The 14,483-nt window shown below is 44.1% G+C and carries 16 protein-coding genes; 9 read left to right on the forward strand and 7 right to left on the reverse strand.

The genetic code is table 11. The features are described from left to right. Positions 1-87: 87 nt before the first annotated feature. Together OW495_RS13095 and OW495_RS13100 are read right to left on the reverse strand one after the other, a co-directional pair. Positions 88-531, reverse strand: coding sequence for a YaiI/YqxD family protein (locus OW495_RS13095; protein WP_004734361.1), 444 nt, complete (start codon positions 529-531; stop codon positions 88-90). Positions 532-553: 22 nt separating this feature from the next. Then, on the reverse strand, positions 554-841 hold the full coding sequence (locus OW495_RS13100; RefSeq protein ID WP_017110392.1) for a hypothetical protein: 288 nt from the start codon (positions 839-841) through the stop codon (positions 554-556). 770 nt (positions 842-1,611) lie between these two features. Here OW495_RS13100 and OW495_RS13105 point away from each other — a divergent pair. Then, positions 1,612-2,130, forward strand: coding sequence for a GNAT family N-acetyltransferase (locus tag OW495_RS13105; RefSeq protein ID WP_017060749.1), 519 nt, complete (start codon positions 1,612-1,614; stop codon positions 2,128-2,130). On the opposite strand, the gene OW495_RS13110 is transcribed toward OW495_RS13105, so the two are convergent. Continuing rightward, the gene (locus tag OW495_RS13110) at positions 2,096-2,404 is read right to left on the reverse strand and encodes a DUF3301 domain-containing protein (RefSeq protein WP_017069389.1); all 309 of its coding nucleotides are present in this window, start codon (positions 2,402-2,404) and stop codon (positions 2,096-2,098) included. The genes OW495_RS13105 and OW495_RS13110 overlap by 35 nt on opposite strands. A 101-nt stretch (positions 2,405-2,505) precedes the next feature. Beyond that, on the reverse strand, positions 2,506-3,546 hold the full coding sequence (locus OW495_RS13115; protein ID WP_102513500.1) for a DUF3549 family protein: 1,041 nt from the start codon (positions 3,544-3,546) through the stop codon (positions 2,506-2,508). Positions 3,547-3,633: 87 nt separating this feature from the next. Between OW495_RS13115 and OW495_RS13120 the strand changes: the two genes are divergently transcribed. Together OW495_RS13120 and truC are read left to right on the forward strand one after the other, a co-directional pair. Further along, positions 3,634-3,948, forward strand: coding sequence for a YqcC family protein (locus OW495_RS13120; RefSeq protein ID WP_017110390.1), 315 nt, complete (start codon positions 3,634-3,636; stop codon positions 3,946-3,948). Continuing rightward, on the forward strand, positions 3,948-4,697 hold the full coding sequence (truC, locus tag OW495_RS13125; RefSeq protein WP_102513499.1) for a tRNA pseudouridine(65) synthase TruC: 750 nt from the start codon (positions 3,948-3,950) through the stop codon (positions 4,695-4,697). Before OW495_RS13120 ends, truC begins: the two co-directional genes overlap by 1 nt. A gap of 134 nt (positions 4,698-4,831) precedes the next feature. On the opposite strand, the gene OW495_RS13130 is transcribed toward truC, so the two are convergent. From OW495_RS13130 to map, 3 genes are all read right to left on the reverse strand, one after another. After that, positions 4,832-5,215, reverse strand: coding sequence for a DUF3461 family protein (locus OW495_RS13130; RefSeq protein WP_017107178.1), 384 nt, complete (start codon positions 5,213-5,215; stop codon positions 4,832-4,834). A 164-nt stretch (positions 5,216-5,379) separates the two neighbouring features. Further along, the gene (glnD, locus tag OW495_RS13135) at positions 5,380-8,001 is read right to left on the reverse strand and encodes a bifunctional uridylyltransferase/uridylyl-removing protein GlnD (protein ID WP_102513498.1); all 2,622 of its coding nucleotides are present in this window, start codon (positions 7,999-8,001) and stop codon (positions 5,380-5,382) included. A 139-nt stretch (positions 8,002-8,140) separates the two neighbouring features. After that, entirely contained in the window at positions 8,141-9,019 is an 879-nt protein-coding gene (map, locus tag OW495_RS13140; RefSeq protein ID WP_017110387.1) for a type I methionyl aminopeptidase, read from the reverse strand. 458 nt (positions 9,020-9,477) lie between these two features. Between map and rpsB the strand changes: the two genes are divergently transcribed. The 6 genes from rpsB (at position 9,478) to OW495_RS13170 (ending at position 14,446) form a co-directional block, all read left to right on the forward strand. After that, positions 9,478-10,209 (forward strand): 30S ribosomal protein S2, encoded by a 732-nt coding sequence (rpsB, locus tag OW495_RS13145; RefSeq protein ID WP_032500394.1) that lies wholly within the window; start codon positions 9,478-9,480, stop codon positions 10,207-10,209. Between the two features lie 138 nt (positions 10,210-10,347). Beyond that, the gene (gene tsf / locus OW495_RS13150; RefSeq protein WP_017107181.1) at positions 10,348-11,193 is read left to right on the forward strand and encodes a translation elongation factor Ts; all 846 of its coding nucleotides are present in this window, start codon (positions 10,348-10,350) and stop codon (positions 11,191-11,193) included. Positions 11,194-11,350: 157 nt separating this feature from the next. After that, the gene (gene pyrH / locus OW495_RS13155; protein WP_009847418.1) at positions 11,351-12,082 is read left to right on the forward strand and encodes a UMP kinase; all 732 of its coding nucleotides are present in this window, start codon (positions 11,351-11,353) and stop codon (positions 12,080-12,082) included. Between the two features lie 97 nt (positions 12,083-12,179). Beyond that, entirely contained in the window at positions 12,180-12,737 is a 558-nt protein-coding gene (frr, locus tag OW495_RS13160) for a ribosome recycling factor (protein WP_029225913.1), read from the forward strand. A 98-nt stretch (positions 12,738-12,835) separates the two neighbouring features. Further along, a complete protein-coding gene (locus tag OW495_RS13165) occupies positions 12,836-13,588 on the forward strand; it encodes an isoprenyl transferase (RefSeq protein ID WP_029223474.1) in 753 nt (250 codons plus the stop codon). A 15-nt stretch (positions 13,589-13,603) separates the two neighbouring features. After that, positions 13,604-14,446 carry a phosphatidate cytidylyltransferase gene (locus OW495_RS13170; RefSeq protein WP_017110385.1) on the forward strand — a complete coding sequence of 281 codons (843 nt, stop codon included), beginning with the start codon at positions 13,604-13,606 and terminating at the stop codon, positions 14,444-14,446. Positions 14,447-14,483 lie beyond the last annotated feature (37 nt).

Below are 14,483 nucleotides of genomic sequence, written 5' to 3' on the forward strand. Positions count from 1 at the left end.
AGAACGGAGTATGTCGATTAAAATTTCACCTGGGCTACAACGATGTAAGAGACGACTTCTAAAGCTGTCGTCATTAGAAAGCTGTGGTTAGCGCTTTGCTAATAGACGATCGAGGTGGTTTGCGAACTCACGACGGTCGGTTTGAGAAAGGGTGCTTGGTCCGCCAGTTTGAATACCACTTGAACGCATAGTATCCATAAAGTCACGAATGTTGAGACGCGCTTTAATAGTCTCTTTGGTGTAAAGCTCGCCGCGAGAGCTTAAAGCAAGCGCACCTTTGGTGATCACTTCGTCAGCCAGAGGAATGTCAGAGGTAATCACCAGATCGCCGGGTTCAGTGCGTTTTACGATTTCATCATCTGCAATATCAAATCCGCTTGGGACTTGAATTGAGTGAATGTTGTTACGCTTGGGAACGGGAACCAAATGGTTCGCGACAAAGGTACATTCGACCCCTGTGCGTTCAGCTGCGCGTACGATTGTTTCTCGGATAACCTTGGGACAAGCGTCCGCATCAACCCATATCTTCATAGTGTTCTATTTCTCTGTTAGCTTATTGCTCAGTTAACTTAGCTTCTAGCGTGGCAACGCGAGCGGTAAGTTCAAGGATTTGCTTTTCCAGTTGGCTAACACGATCAAGTGCTGGCTCTTCTTGTGTCGCGACTTCCACTTTAGGTACGCGATTCGCACTTTTCCAGCTCTTGATGGTTGTAATCAAAGCCGGCATTGGAACGGATGTACTCATACGAGCTTTCACTAAAGCAACGGTTGGCTCTTTCCCTTGTGCTTGCAGTCCTTCAAGCACTGATTTCAACTCTTCAGACACATCTTTTGTCAGCATGTTGACCTCCATTTTTAGTCTTTGGTCATTTTACTCGCTCCAGTGAATGATAGCGAATCATAAAACAGCCCATCGCGTGTGAGAGATCTCTTACAAAGGCTGTGAGATAACACAAATAGTTCCCTAGAGAGATTGATATGCATATGGCTAAGTTTTTGAATTTTAATTGTTTTATATAATTAACAACTTTATTGAATTCAAAGTGTGATGCAAATCTATTGTCCGAAATCTTAAATCGCGTAAATTAAACCTTGTCGGAAGGATTCTGACACGGAACAGGAAAGCACCAAGGATTTGGTTATCTTCAGGATGAAGATTTGGTTACTTAGGATTGAGTAGTCAAGCATGGAGCGTAAGGACATTGTAGGGATACAGTCAGTTAACAGGAAGTTAGCTGCAACGGAATGACAATGGACACCTTTAGGATTTAAAGGGTTGGATTAGCATCAGGACGATGTAAAGGACACCGCTCACGGAACAAGTGATGTGCGCTAACTAGGATTGTTAGCTTTCAGGATGATTGGACACCGCTAGGACGGCGAAGTAAAGGAAAGAGCTGAAGGATTACAGCCACTATTATGGATGATGCATGGAGCATTAATTAGTAGCCGGACTGCTGCGAGTAAGACCCTAGCCCTGACACTTCGGTGTCGGGGCTTTTCTTTTCCTAAGGCTTTTTCTCTATCTAGGGGCTCTCTTTAATTCAGAAGCTTTTTACCTAAGCGCGCGACATCTGCTTTTCTGCTAATGGTCAACACAAGGAGTGTTTTATGACGATAGCAACCTCAAGAACGCTGTTGGTACCTTATACCGAGCAGTTAGAACATGACTTTATCAAGTTGAATTGCTGCCCCATCAATCGTGCTGAAATGAACGGGCCGCATTCTATTGCCTCTGCAAAACACCTATTTCAAGAAATACTGAACGACAACGTTGGTTTTTGCCGAGCAATTATCCACAACCAAACACGCGAATACCTCGGGCATTTGTTTGTTTCGTCTGAAGAAGGGAAGCATGAACTGGGATTTATTCTGGACAAGGAGTTTTGGAATCAAGGCCTTGCTAGTGAAGTGCTAAAACCTTTCTTTAGTTTGGTTTGTTTTGAAGAACACCTAACGAATGTTGTCGCGACCGTTAATGTTGGTCATAACCCATCGATTAAGTTACTTGAAAAGTTAGGCTTTGCATTTAAAGAGACCAAACAAGATCAGTTTGGCCCTTATCATGAATATAGTTATACCGCGTATTGCGACGTTACATTCTATGAGGCTGTAGCTCAAACCGCATAGAGCGAAAACCCACCATGGTCAGTTTTCCTTGGTACAGGTCATCACCTAACGCCGAAAATTCAAAATGGTACACAGTATGCCAGCGCCAAATGGTCGTTAGCTCATGGCGCATCTTAAGTTTATGACCGTTGAAGGCGACACTTAATAATTGTAGGTCGAGCTCTTTACACTTTCTCGCAATGGCAGCTTTCGCAAGCTCGGATTGCCTGCGCTGCTGCCAAAATAGAAAGCAAAAGAAGCACAGAAGCAAAATAGCCAATAAGTTATCTATCATTTAATCCATACTTCCTTTTAATCACTCTATTCCAATCGTAATTTTGAGCTTGTGTTAACGAGCAACAGATCTAGCTCGCTTTTGAGTTAGTCGTCAGTCAATTATTGAGATTTAGCCGCTTGTTGTAACTCAATCAATGCGTTTGCGAGCTCGGGTGATGGGTTCGAATTTAACAAGGGTAAAAATACCATTCTTAGTGTCGGAATCATCACTAAATCTGCAAATAACTGATTGAACAGGTTTTGATTGCCCGTTTGTGCGAGACGTAGCAAGAATTGCTCAGCAATCGCAGGGTCTTGTAGCGCATGCCAGCTGCGACCCGCTAAACCAATCAACACTTCTTGGTGGCTCAAGCGTGGACTAGCGAGAACTTGGTTAATGATGTTATTCGCGATTCCTTGCTCTGCACCGGAAAGGGCACGAACCAAAGCTGAAAGTAAGAACAAATCAGGCTCTTTACTTGCGATTTCATTCTCTGCAAGCTCTTGTAAGCGTTGCGCGAGTTTGTCATTGATTTGTGTATGCTCAAGCGCACCTAGCGTCGCGTATAGCGGTTCTGATGGCAGCTTATTGATGGCTTTGCGAATTGACACACCGTTTTGTTGGCTGCCTAAACGCGCGCACATATCTGTGATGCCTTGTAAGCCAACCGTTTTCCAGTTATCCCAACCAAGCTCACCAGTGAAGTAATGCTGAGCGTGCTCGTAATATTGGCTCGTCGCGAGGTCTAACCCTGCTCTTACTTGGCTATGGAATACGGCCATTTTGTCTTCAGAAGGTTTGAAGGTATAAGGGTTGTTTGACAGCTTTTGTTGTTGCCCTTCGCTGATATCACCGTTCAAACGCGTGCCCATTGCTTCGATAACAAACTTAAGAAAATTACCCACATCCCCTTGATGCAGTAAGCCTCTTTCATCGAGTTTGAATTTTAGGAACCAGATCCAAGGCTGCTTGTGTTCGTTCCAGTAGCTAATCGCTAAGTGAGCTTGTTTTTGAAGTGGAAACGGGTATGGCTGTTTCCCCTGCTCAACATCAGAGAATAGGGTGTTGTCGATCTTCTGGATACGGCGACCGAGGTCGTAGATATCGTATTGGCAACCGCTATTCTTTAGCAACTGAGTGAGCGTGTGAATCGTTTCCATAGTAATAAAGCTCCTAACTTTCTTTCCTAAATAGATGGTACTCTATGCCCCAATTTCAAGGTCACTAGATAAATAACTTGGTGAAAAATGACAGCAGCCACAAAGTTACCTCTTTTACTTCAACAATTAGAACAACAAATGCGCCAATGTTCTCTGTGGAGCGATGTTTCGCCTTCGGATGAAGCGCTTTCAAGCGTTGAACCCTTCGCTATTGATTCGCTACAACCTGAAGAGTGGTTGCAGTGGATCTTCATCGTTAAGATCAATGCAATGATGGATGCACAAATGAGCCTACCTAAAGGCTTTGCTATTCATCCTTATTTTGGTGAAGTGTGGAAAAATGAGGCAGAGAAAGCGGAATTGCTAGTGACGATTCTAAGCATTGATGAGGTATGCGCGTAATGTTAGAGATCATTTATCAAGATGAGTATTTTGTCGCGGTGAATAAGCCTGCGGGTATGCTAGTGCATCGCTCATGGTTGGATAAACACGAGACTCAGTTTGTGATGCAGACTCTGCGCGACCAAATTGGTCAGCATGTCTTTCCTTTGCATCGTTTAGACCGACCTACATCTGGTGTGTTGGTGTTTGCACTGTCGAGTGAGGTTGCCTCTGAGGTGATGCCGATGTTCGCAAACCATGAGATGCAAAAGACTTATCATGCGATTGTGCGTGGGTGGATAGAAGAGGGCGATACGCTTGATTATGCGCTTAAGGTTGAACTGGATAAGATCGCCGATAAGTTCGCGAAAGAAGACAAAGAACCACAAGAGGCCGTCACCGTTTACGAGCCGTTAGCGAAAGTCGAAGTGCCGTATTCAACAGGCCGTTTTCCTACCAGTCGTTACTGCTTAGTTGAGATGATGCCAAAGACAGGACGTAAACATCAACTGCGTCGTCATATGGCTCACCTAAGACACCCGATTGTAGGCGATACTTCACATGGTGATGGTAAACATAACCGACTGTTTCGTGATGATTTAGACTCACACCGTCTGTTGCTGCATGCTTCTGAATTGCGCTTCATCCATCCTTTTACTAAAAAAGAGTTAGTGATGAAGGCCAACCTAGATGAAACGTGGTTAAGGTTATTTGAAACCTTTGAGTGGGATACCAACTTAGTGAATGCTGAAGCATGTTTGTCTAAGTAAACGCACACGTGTCTAGTCAACGTAGACAATAGAAAAATAAAGGGCTGATAGTGATGTCAGCCCTTTTTAATGTCTGTGCAATTTGGACGGGTAACTAGCATTTAGTTGTTAACCGTACATAGTGAACCGCGGGATCATTTTAGCTTTTCTAGATCCGCTTCGATCTCTGCGATCTTACTCGATACCACTTTCTCTAGGTGACGTAAGTCAGTAAGAATTTTCTGTTTCACATCGACTTCTGCAGTTGGAATCGGCTTGGTGATCTTATTGAGCTCATCAATTACAAGTGTGAGATTACGGTTAATCTCGGTCACTTCTTTGTATTGATTGTTGCCACCGCTAACAAGCACACTTTTTACTTGTCGTGGATACTTAAACTTAACGCTTTTCGCGAACAGTTCGCCTTTCTGTTTACGGAAGTAAATCTTAAGAATATCTTTGTGAGCTTCTTGGCGAAGGGAGTAACGTTCAATCTGTTTAGGTTCGTGGATACCTAAGCCAGTGAGGTTTGGATACATAAGCGACCTCTAGTTTATGAATGTAATACTTTTATGTAATTGACTTGATCAATGTAGCAGCCTAACGACGAGCTAGATAGTTGATATATGGGAATTGATTGTAAGTTGTGGGCAAGATCGCTCTCTATCTTTACCCACACTTATCTGATGATTAGATTCTCTTTTTAGGGCGCAAGTTCCGAAACATGCTCCGTCAATCTTTCTCTTAGCGCTTGTTCCTGCTCTTCAGATAGCCTTCCTCCCGCTTCACTGGTCAGGATAAATAAATCCTCTGCACGTTCGCCGATGGTGGTAATTTTAGCGCCGTGCAAATTGATGTCTAACTCAGCAAAGGTTGCACCGACTTGAGCCAACAATCCCGGTGTGTCCAGTGCTCTGAGTTCCATCAAGGTGCGTTTCTTGCTCTTGGTCGGTAGGAATTCGACCAGAGTTTTCACCTTGAAGTGCTGCAAGTTACGCGGCGTTCTGCGCGTTCTAATTTTAGTTGGACGACCATCAGCCAGAACGTGAGTCAAATGCTTAGCCACGGCTTTGTGTCTTGCTTCATCAATCGCTTCACCATGCTGATCGAGTACGATAAAGGTATCCAAAACATGGCCATCTTTACTGACCATGACCTGCGCGTCATGAACGTTGAAGTTGCGTCTATCTAACTCAGCTACAACGGTCGCAAAAAGTGCGGCTTGGTCTTTACAGTAAACAAACACCTCAGTACCGCCACGCGTCGCTTTCTTGCTGATCAAAACTAGCGGTTGGCTTGGGTCTTCTAGACGAAGTAAGTGCTCACAGTGCCAAGCGATTTGCTTGTGCGTGTGACGTAAGAAGTAATCGGCTTTGAAACGTTGCCAAAGCACTTCAATCTCACGAGCGGTGAAGCCCTCTTTACGCAGTAGAGCTGATGCCATCTGCTGATTGTGACGAATACGGTCTCTGACATCGACTGGGTTTTCCAAGCCACGGCGCAGTGCTCGCTGTGTTGAGTGAAATAGCTCCGCTAACAGGGTGCGTTTCCAGCTGTTCCACAACTCAGGGTTAGTCGCACAGATATCGGCGACAGTTAAGCACACCAGTAGCTCTAAAGATTCTTCATCGCGGACTTTTTTAGCAAACTCTGTGATGACATCAGGGTCGTAGATATCACGGCGTTGGGCGGTGACCGACATCAATAGGTGATTCTGAACGAGCCACGCGACTTGTTTTGCTTCTGGTTTTGATAACCCGTGTTCGATACAGAAGGAGTAAGCTTCAACTGCGCCAATTTCCGAGTGATCACCCCCACGGCCTTTACCGATATCATGGAAGATAGCGGCGAGGATCAGCAGCTCTTTTTTCTGAACTCGCGGGTAAACTTCGCAGCAAATCGGGTGCTTATCGTGATTTTCAATTTGGTTAAAACGATTGATGTGCTTGAGCAGACGAATACTGTGCTCATCTACGGTGTAAACGTGGAACAGATCAAACTGCATTTGACCAACAATCTGGCTCCACTGCGGTAAGTAAGCCGATAGCACGCCCAGTTTATGCATCAGGCTAAAAGCTTTGTGCAGTGCATTTGGGTGACGAACCAAGTCCATGAACTTGTCACGCGCTTCAGGAATGGTATGTAAGAAGCGGTTTAATCGGCGACGTGCCGTACGCAGCTGTCGCAAGGTTGGTGGGCTGACCCCTTCTATAGAAGAGTCATTCGCGATATGGATAAACATATCGAGAATCGTTTCCGGACGAGCTTGGAATAGGGCAGGTTTACGGGCTTCGATCAGTGAACCTCGACGTTGGAAGTCGTTGTCGAGAATCTCCGCTTCTTGCGTCTGACCACCGTTGATGATCGCTTGGTCAAACAGTTTAAGCAGCATCTTGTTGAGCTCTGCGACACGACGAAGTGTTCGGTAGAACTCCTTCATCATCATTTCTACGCCGCGATTGCCCTCACCAGTATAACCAAGGTGTTCGGCTACTTGAGCCTGATGCGCGAAGGTAAGGCGGTTGTCGTAGCGGCGTAGTTCGATATGCAATGCAAAGCGAACGCGCCATAAGAAATCTTGGCATTCAACGAGCTCACGATATTCAGCATCGGTGAGGAATCCGTATTTGCTCATCTCCAATAAAGACGTTGCACCAAAGTGTCGACGTGCAACCCAACTCAGAGTATGGATGTCTCTTAATCCACCGGGTGTTGATTTGATGTCCGGTTCTAGATTGTAGGTGGTGTCGTGGTAGCGAGCATGACGCTCTCTTTGTTCTTGAATTTTGGCTTTGTAAAAGGTCTCACTTGGCCAAAATGAATCGGAATGAATATTTAGTTTCAGCTCTTGGAAGGTGTCTTCACTGCCACAAAGTAAGCGCGACTCTTGCAGGTTAGTCGCAACCGTTAAATCATCACTACCAATCTCAATACATTCAGCAATGGTACGCACTGCGTGGCCAACTTCGAGTCTCAAATCCCAAAGTAGCGTGATGAACTGGCTGACTTTTTCACCAAGCGCTGGAGGCAGCGTCTTTTGCGATACGATTAAGATATCAATGTCGGATAACGGGTGCAGTTCGCCGCGACCATAACCACCCACAGCGACCAACGCAATATGAGGCAGTTTGCTAAATCCAAAATGATCCCATAATCGGTTGAGGAGCAAATCCATATATTCAGAGCGTAACAACACTAAGTCTGTCACTGGGTGATGATTGAGAAATTCATCTTTCTGATACTGCGTGAAGATTTCGAGTTGGTTTTTTAATTCGCAGATTTCAATTTGTTCGTCATTGAACGTAATAGGGCATTGATAAGGCATAGTCTGCTATCCGTGCAAGCAAATGAGAGTATTTAACAATTTAACAGAAGGTGATGGAAAATCGAAATTACGCAGATAAAAAAATATCCCCGACAATGCGAGGATATTTTTAAAAGTCTGATGTATTCAGCTTGTTGAACTAAGCGTTCTTCATGATACGTGGAATCGTATCGTCGCTGCGTAGTGTTAGTACTTCACAACCTGTTTCCGTTACAACCAGTGTGTGTTCCCACTGTGCAGAGTTCTTGCTGTCTGCTGTGTACACTGTCCAGCTATCTTCGTCATCAAGACGGCAGCCAAACTTACCAGCATTGATCATTGGCTCGATTGTGAAACACATGCCAGCTTTCAGTACGGTACGGTCGCTGTTTTTGTAGTGAACCACTTGTGGATCTTCGTGGAATTCAGAACCGATGCCGTGGCCACAGTAATCTTTAACAATAGAGAACTTAGCGCGTGGGTTGTTCTTATTGTTTGTTTTGATGTACTTCTCGATAGCGGTACCGATTTGACCAAGCTGAACACCTGGTTTTACTTGGCGCATGCCTTCGTAAAGTGCTTCTTGAGCAACCATACATAGACGTTTGTTTGCTGGAGAAACTTCACCCACAAGGAACATCTTAGATGTGTCACCGTGGTAGCCTTGTGGACGAGTGCTTAGATCTGCATTTTCGTCATCAGGAACAATCACAGTGATATCAACGTTTAGAATGTCGCCATCTTTCAATACTGCAGGTTTGAATTGACCTGTGCTACCCGTCTCATCTTGTGATGCTGGAATACCGTGACACACGATGTGGTTGATAGACGTACAGATTGACTTAGGGAAACCGTGGTAATCAAGTGGTGCTGAGTATGCGCCTCTTTCTAGAGCGTACTCATGACAGATCTTATTCAGTTCTTCTGTCGTTGTACCTACTTGGATATGAGGTTCAATCATCTCTAGAATTTCAGAAGCCAGCTTGCCGGCAACGCGCATTTTCTCGATTTCTTCAGCAGTTTTAATTTTTACAGCCATTGCATATCTCTTAATTTGGTAGCACCTAAGTGTGCATATTGGGGCTATTCTAGCAGTGCAGCATTTTAGCGCAACATTCTGATACCCATATAATGCTGGTGGATACTACTAAGCGTGATTGAATAGTGTTCAACTTTAAGCCGATAGCCTCTTGCGTTATTGGTACTATTTATAAGAGAAATACAGCATCAAAGATCAGTATAGCAACCGCCATTTTTATATTTTTTTCTAGCCATAGATGGACAAAATATGGTATAAAGCGCGCCGGACATCAGGACTGTTTTCTCCAATTGGCGAAACAAGCTTCGTGTCCACTAACTTATATCTTTAAATCACACACATTCCGACACATGTTCCGGGGTGCCTCAACAACACAGATAACGGCTGAAAAAGTGGTTAGTTGTTAGGGGTCGGATTCATGGGGAGTGTGGAGGCCTAACCCCATAGAGGATTTTAAAATGGCAACTGTATCAATGCGCGATATGCTTAAAGCTGGTGTTCACTTCGGTCACCAAACTCGTTACTGGAACCCAAAAATGAAGCCATTCATCTTTGGTGCTCGTAGCAAGGTTCATATCATCAACCTAGAAAAAACTGTACCAATGTTCAACGAAGCTCTAGCTGAAATTGCTAAAGTTGGCGAGAAGAAAGGTAAAGTTCTTTTTGTTGGTACTAAGCGCGCTGCATCTGAAGCTGTTAAAGAAGCTGCTATCAACAGCAACCAGTTCTACGTTAACAACCGCTGGTTAGGCGGTATGCTAACGAACTACAAAACTGTTCGTCAGTCTATCAAGCGTCTGAAAGAACTTGAAGCGCAAGCTCAAGACGGTACTTTCGACAAGCTTACTAAGAAAGAAGCTCTAATGCGTACTCGTGAAATGGAGAAGCTAGAGAAATCTCTTGGTGGTATCAAGAACATGGGCGGCCTTCCAGACGCTCTTTTCGTTATCGATGCTGATCACGAACACATCGCAGTTAAAGAAGCAAACAACCTAGGTATCCCAGTTTACGCTGTAGTTGATACTAACTCTAACCCAGACGGCGTTGACTTCGTTATCCCAGGTAACGATGATGCAATCCGTGCAGTACAGCTTTACCTAAACGCTGCTGCAGACGCGGTTAAAGAAGGTCGTAACAAAGATGTTGCTGCTGTAGCTGCTGAAAAAGACGGTTTTGTAGAAGCTGAATAATAGCGGCTCTGAGCCATATTTAGTTCATATTAAGCGGTCATAATCGATGGCTTAACGGACTGAATACAGTCAATATCAGGGGCCAATTAATTAGGCCCCTGTTTTTTATCTTTTTTAGAATTTACTAAGGAATAGAGAATGGCAACTGTAACTGCAGCTCTAGTTAAAGAACTTCGTGAACGCACTGCAGCGGGCATGATGGAATGTAAAAAAGCGCTTGTTGCTGCTGAAGGCGACATCGAGCTAGCAATTGAAAACATGCGTAAATCTGGCGCAGCGAAAGCAGCTAAAAAAGCTGGTAACGTTGCTGCTGAAGGCACAATCATCATTAAAGAAGAAGCTGGCGTTGCTGCTCTTCTTGAAGTGAACTGCCAAACTGATTTCGTAGCTAAAGATGCAGGTTTCCTTGCATTCGCTAACGAAGTTGCTGAAGCGGCTCTAGCTGAACGTCTAGACATCACTGCTCTTCAAGCTAAGTTTGAAGACGCACGTATCGCTCTAGTAACTAAGATCGGTGAGAACATCAGCATCCGTCGTGTTGAGCTTGTTGAAGGTGTTGCACTAGCTTCTTACCGTCACGGCGAGAAAATCGGTGTTGTTGTAGCTGGTGAAGGCGAAGCTGAAACGCTTAAGCACATCGCTATGCACGTTGCTGCTTCTAAGCCTGAGTACGTTAACCCATCTGACGTACCTGCTGACGTAGTAGAAAAAGAAAAAGCTGTTCAAGTAGAAATCGCTATGAACGAAGGCAAACCACAAGAGATCGCTGAGAAAATGGTTATCGGCCGTATGAAGAAATTCACGGGCGAAGTATCTCTTACTGGTCAAGCTTTCATCATGGAACCTAAGAAAACTGTTGCTGATATTCTTAAAGAGAAAGGCGCATCAGTTACTACCTTCGTTCGTTTAGAAGTTGGTGAAGGTATCGAGAAAGCTGCTGAAATGAGCTTCGCAGACGAAGTTGCAGCGGTACAACAAGGTTAATCCTTAGCGTATTGATTGAAAAAAAGACCGTGGCAAATGCTGCGGTCTTTTTATGAATAGTGAATTATTTTTGGCTTTTAGCTGTTATGAATGCGAACTGAGCTAATCAGTTTTTATCCATGACTGTTAATCATCAACTCTTTGGAAGGTAAACTCCATGACTACGAACCCTAAACCGGCGTATCAACGTATTCTGTTAAAACTTAGCGGTGAAGCACTACAAGGCGAAGAAGGTTTTGGTATTGACCCGACGATCCTTGATCGTATGGCTCAAGAAGTAAAAGAATTGGTTGAACTAGGTGTTCAAGTAGGTGTTGTTATCGGTGGCGGTAACCTTTTCCGTGGCGCAGGCCTTGCAGAAGCAGGTATGAACCGCGTTGTTGGTGACCACATGGGTATGCTTGCAACGGTAATGAACGGCCTTGCAATGCGTGACGCTCTACACCGTGCTTACGTAAACGCACGTGTAATGTCTGCAATCCCTCTTAAAGGTGTGTGTGACGATTACAACTGGGCAGATGCAATCAGCCAACTACGTCAAGGTCGCGTTGTGATCTTCTCTGCAGGTACTGGTAACCCATTCTTCACTACAGATTCTGCTGCGTGTCTACGTGGTATCGAAATCGAAGCTGACGTAGTTCTAAAAGCGACGAAAGTAGATGGTGTATTTACTGCTGACCCAGTAGCAAACCCAGACGCAGAGCTGTATGATACTTTGTCTTACAACACGATTCTTGAGAAAGAATTGAAAGTAATGGATTTGGCTGCATTTACGCTAGCACGTGATCACAAAATGCCAATCCGTGTATTTAACATGAATAAACCAGGCGCACTACGCCGCGTGGTTATGGGTGAAACTGAAGGTACATTAATCAGCGATGCTGACTAATTTTTCGGGCTTACTGAGGTTTACACTTTGGTAAGCTTATCCTTATCACTCCAAATAAAAAGCTTTCTTGAAGAAAGAACATAATCAAGGTGAAATTGTGATTAACGAAATCAAAAAAGACGCTCAAGAGCGCATGGTAAAAAGTGTTGATGCACTAAAAAACAGCCTGCAAAAGATTCGTACAGGTCGTGCACACCCGAGCCTACTTTCTGGTCTGACTGTTGAGTACTACGGTGCACCAACGCCTTTGACCCAAGTTGCTAACGTTATTGCTGAAGACGCACGTACTCTAGCGATCACTGTATTTGATAAAACACTGACGCCTCTTGTTGAAAAAGCAATCATGTCGTCTGACCTAGGCCTAAACCCTATGTCTGCTGGTACAGTTATCCGTGTTCCACTTCCACCGCTAACGGAAGAGCGTCGTAAAGACCTAGTTAAAATCGTTCGTGGCGAAGCTGAAGGTGGCCGTGTTGCTATCCGTAACATCCGTCGTGACGCGAATGGCGATCTTAAAGCACTTCTGAAAGACAAAGAAATTTCTGAAGATGAAGATCGTAAAGCACAAGACGAAATTCAAAAGCTAACTGACGTTGCTGTTAAGAACGTAGATGAAGTTCTAGCTACGAAAGAAAAAGAGTTGATGGAAGTTTAATTTCCCATATTCTTTACTTACCGGAAAAACGCTGTACTCACTGTTCAGCGTTTTTTTATGCTACTCTGTTCGACTATTAGAATTTGATTCACTCTTTTATGCATAATTCTCAAGCGTTCACAGACTCTCTTCCTAAACACATTGCTATCATTATGGATGGTAATGGCCGCTGGGCAAAAGCTCAGGGCAAGCCTCGCGTCTTTGGCCATAAAAACGGTGTTCAAGCCGTTCGAAAAACCATCTCTTCTGCTGCCAGACTTGGCATTAAAGCTGTTACACTTTTTGCATTTAGCAGCGAGAACTGGCGTCGACCAGAAGAAGAAGTCGGTATTTTGATGGAACTGTTTATCTCAGTCCTTTCTAGTGAAGTAAAAAAGCTTCATAAAAATAATCTACAACTTCGTGTTATTGGTGATAAAAGTCGTTTCAATGATCGACTACAAAAGAAGATAGAAGAAGCAGAAGCTTTGACTAACGCCAATACCGGTATGGTTATCAATATTGCGGCTAACTACGGCGGTAAGTGGGATATTCAGCAAGCAATGACCTCTATTGCTCAACAGGTAAAGTCTGGTGATATTAATGTAGAAGACATTGATGAAGCTATGATTACACAACACCTAACAATGTCTGATATTCCTGAAGTTGATCTGCTGATTCGCACCAGTGGTGAATGTCGCATTAGCAACTTTATGCTTTGGCAATTGGCTTATGCTGAAATGTATTTCACTGAACAATTCTGGCCAGACTTTAATGAAGACAGCTTAGTAGAAGCTGTGACTTGGTTTGTAAACCGTGAGCGTCGTTTTGGATGCACGGGTGAACAGATTAAAGCTCTGATGGACAGTTAATAAGGATTTTTTGGTTTGAAACAACGAATTATTACGGCGTTGATTTTGGCTCCCCTAGTTATTCTAGGTATTTTCGAGTTATCACTTCCCACATTTATACTTTCATTAGCGGTAATTACGCTATTGGGCTTTTGGGAGTGGACTCAGTTTGTTGAAAGCAAATCGCGTTATTTAGCGTTGATTCCAACGGTTGTGGTGAGTGCTGCCAGTTTTGCTTTTATCCCTTTTGATGCATTTAGCCTTAATCACCTTTCTAGTGCTCACTACGCCATTCTGAGTATTGGTTCGATTTGGTGGGTGATAGCGAGTGGTATGGCGGTGACTTATCCTAAGTCTATGCCTGCATGGAAAGACTCTTCTATTCTTAGACACGGCTTTGGGCTACTTACTCTGCTGCCATTCTTTTGGAGTGTGGTGATTCTGCGCGCTAACGGTATCGATGCGGATCCTTATCATGGTGCAAAGCTAGTGATGTTTGTTTGCTTGCTCGTGTGGGCTGCAGATAGCGGCGCATACTTTTCAGGTAAGAGCTTTGGTAAGCGTAAAATGGCGCCAGCGGTAAGCCCAAATAAGACGATTGAAGGTCTTATTGGCGGTATTATTACTGCGGTGATCGTGGCTTGGATCTTTGCTGATTTGTTTGATATCCAGTTTACCAGTCCTCTTCACATGATTGTTATAACCCTCGTGACGGTTGTTATCTCTGTTCTTGGTGACCTTGTTGAAAGCATGTTTAAGCGTGTTTCCGGGGTCAAAGACAGCAGTAATCTGATTCCTGGTCATGGTGGTATACTTGATAGAATAGATAGCTTAACGGCTGCATTCCCTGTCTTTGCTCTGCTTTATTTAGCATTCTAATAAAAAGGGCAGTGATTCTGCCCTTTATTACATTTCT

Origin of the sequence: Vibrio sp. 14N.309.X.WAT.E.F5, assembly GCF_030397615.1 — a bacterium.
Lineage (GTDB): Bacteria > Pseudomonadota > Gammaproteobacteria > Enterobacterales > Vibrionaceae > Vibrio > Vibrio lentus.

What these genes read in the sequence shown, in the direction of transcription:
- OW495_RS13095 (WP_004734361.1), bottom strand. Translation starts at nt 531, where the DNA reads ATGAAGATATGGGTTGATGCGGACGCTTGTCCCAAGGTTATCCGAGAA.
- OW495_RS13100 (WP_017110392.1), bottom strand. Translation starts at nt 841, where the DNA reads ATGCTGACAAAAGATGTGTCTGAAGAGTTGAAATCAGTGCTTGAAGGA.
- OW495_RS13105 (WP_017060749.1), top strand. Translation starts at nt 1,612, where the DNA reads ATGACGATAGCAACCTCAAGAACGCTGTTGGTACCTTATACCGAGCAG.
- OW495_RS13110 (WP_017069389.1), bottom strand. Translation starts at nt 2,404, where the DNA reads ATGATAGATAACTTATTGGCTATTTTGCTTCTGTGCTTCTTTTGCTTT.
- OW495_RS13115 (WP_102513500.1), bottom strand. Translation starts at nt 3,546, where the DNA reads ATGGAAACGATTCACACGCTCACTCAGTTGCTAAAGAATAGCGGTTGC.
- OW495_RS13120 (WP_017110390.1), top strand. Translation starts at nt 3,634, where the DNA reads ATGACAGCAGCCACAAAGTTACCTCTTTTACTTCAACAATTAGAACAA.
- truC (WP_102513499.1), top strand. Translation starts at nt 3,948, where the DNA reads ATGTTAGAGATCATTTATCAAGATGAGTATTTTGTCGCGGTGAATAAG.
- OW495_RS13130 (WP_017107178.1), bottom strand. Translation starts at nt 5,215, where the DNA reads ATGTATCCAAACCTCACTGGCTTAGGTATCCACGAACCTAAACAGATT.
- glnD (WP_102513498.1), bottom strand. Translation starts at nt 8,001, where the DNA reads ATGCCTTATCAATGCCCTATTACGTTCAATGACGAACAAATTGAAATC.
- map (WP_017110387.1), bottom strand. Translation starts at nt 9,019, where the DNA reads ATGGCTGTAAAAATTAAAACTGCTGAAGAAATCGAGAAAATGCGCGTT.
- rpsB (WP_032500394.1), top strand. Translation starts at nt 9,478, where the DNA reads ATGGCAACTGTATCAATGCGCGATATGCTTAAAGCTGGTGTTCACTTC.
- tsf (WP_017107181.1), top strand. Translation starts at nt 10,348, where the DNA reads ATGGCAACTGTAACTGCAGCTCTAGTTAAAGAACTTCGTGAACGCACT.
- pyrH (WP_009847418.1), top strand. Translation starts at nt 11,351, where the DNA reads ATGACTACGAACCCTAAACCGGCGTATCAACGTATTCTGTTAAAACTT.
- OW495_RS13165 (WP_029223474.1), top strand. Translation starts at nt 12,836, where the DNA reads ATGCATAATTCTCAAGCGTTCACAGACTCTCTTCCTAAACACATTGCT.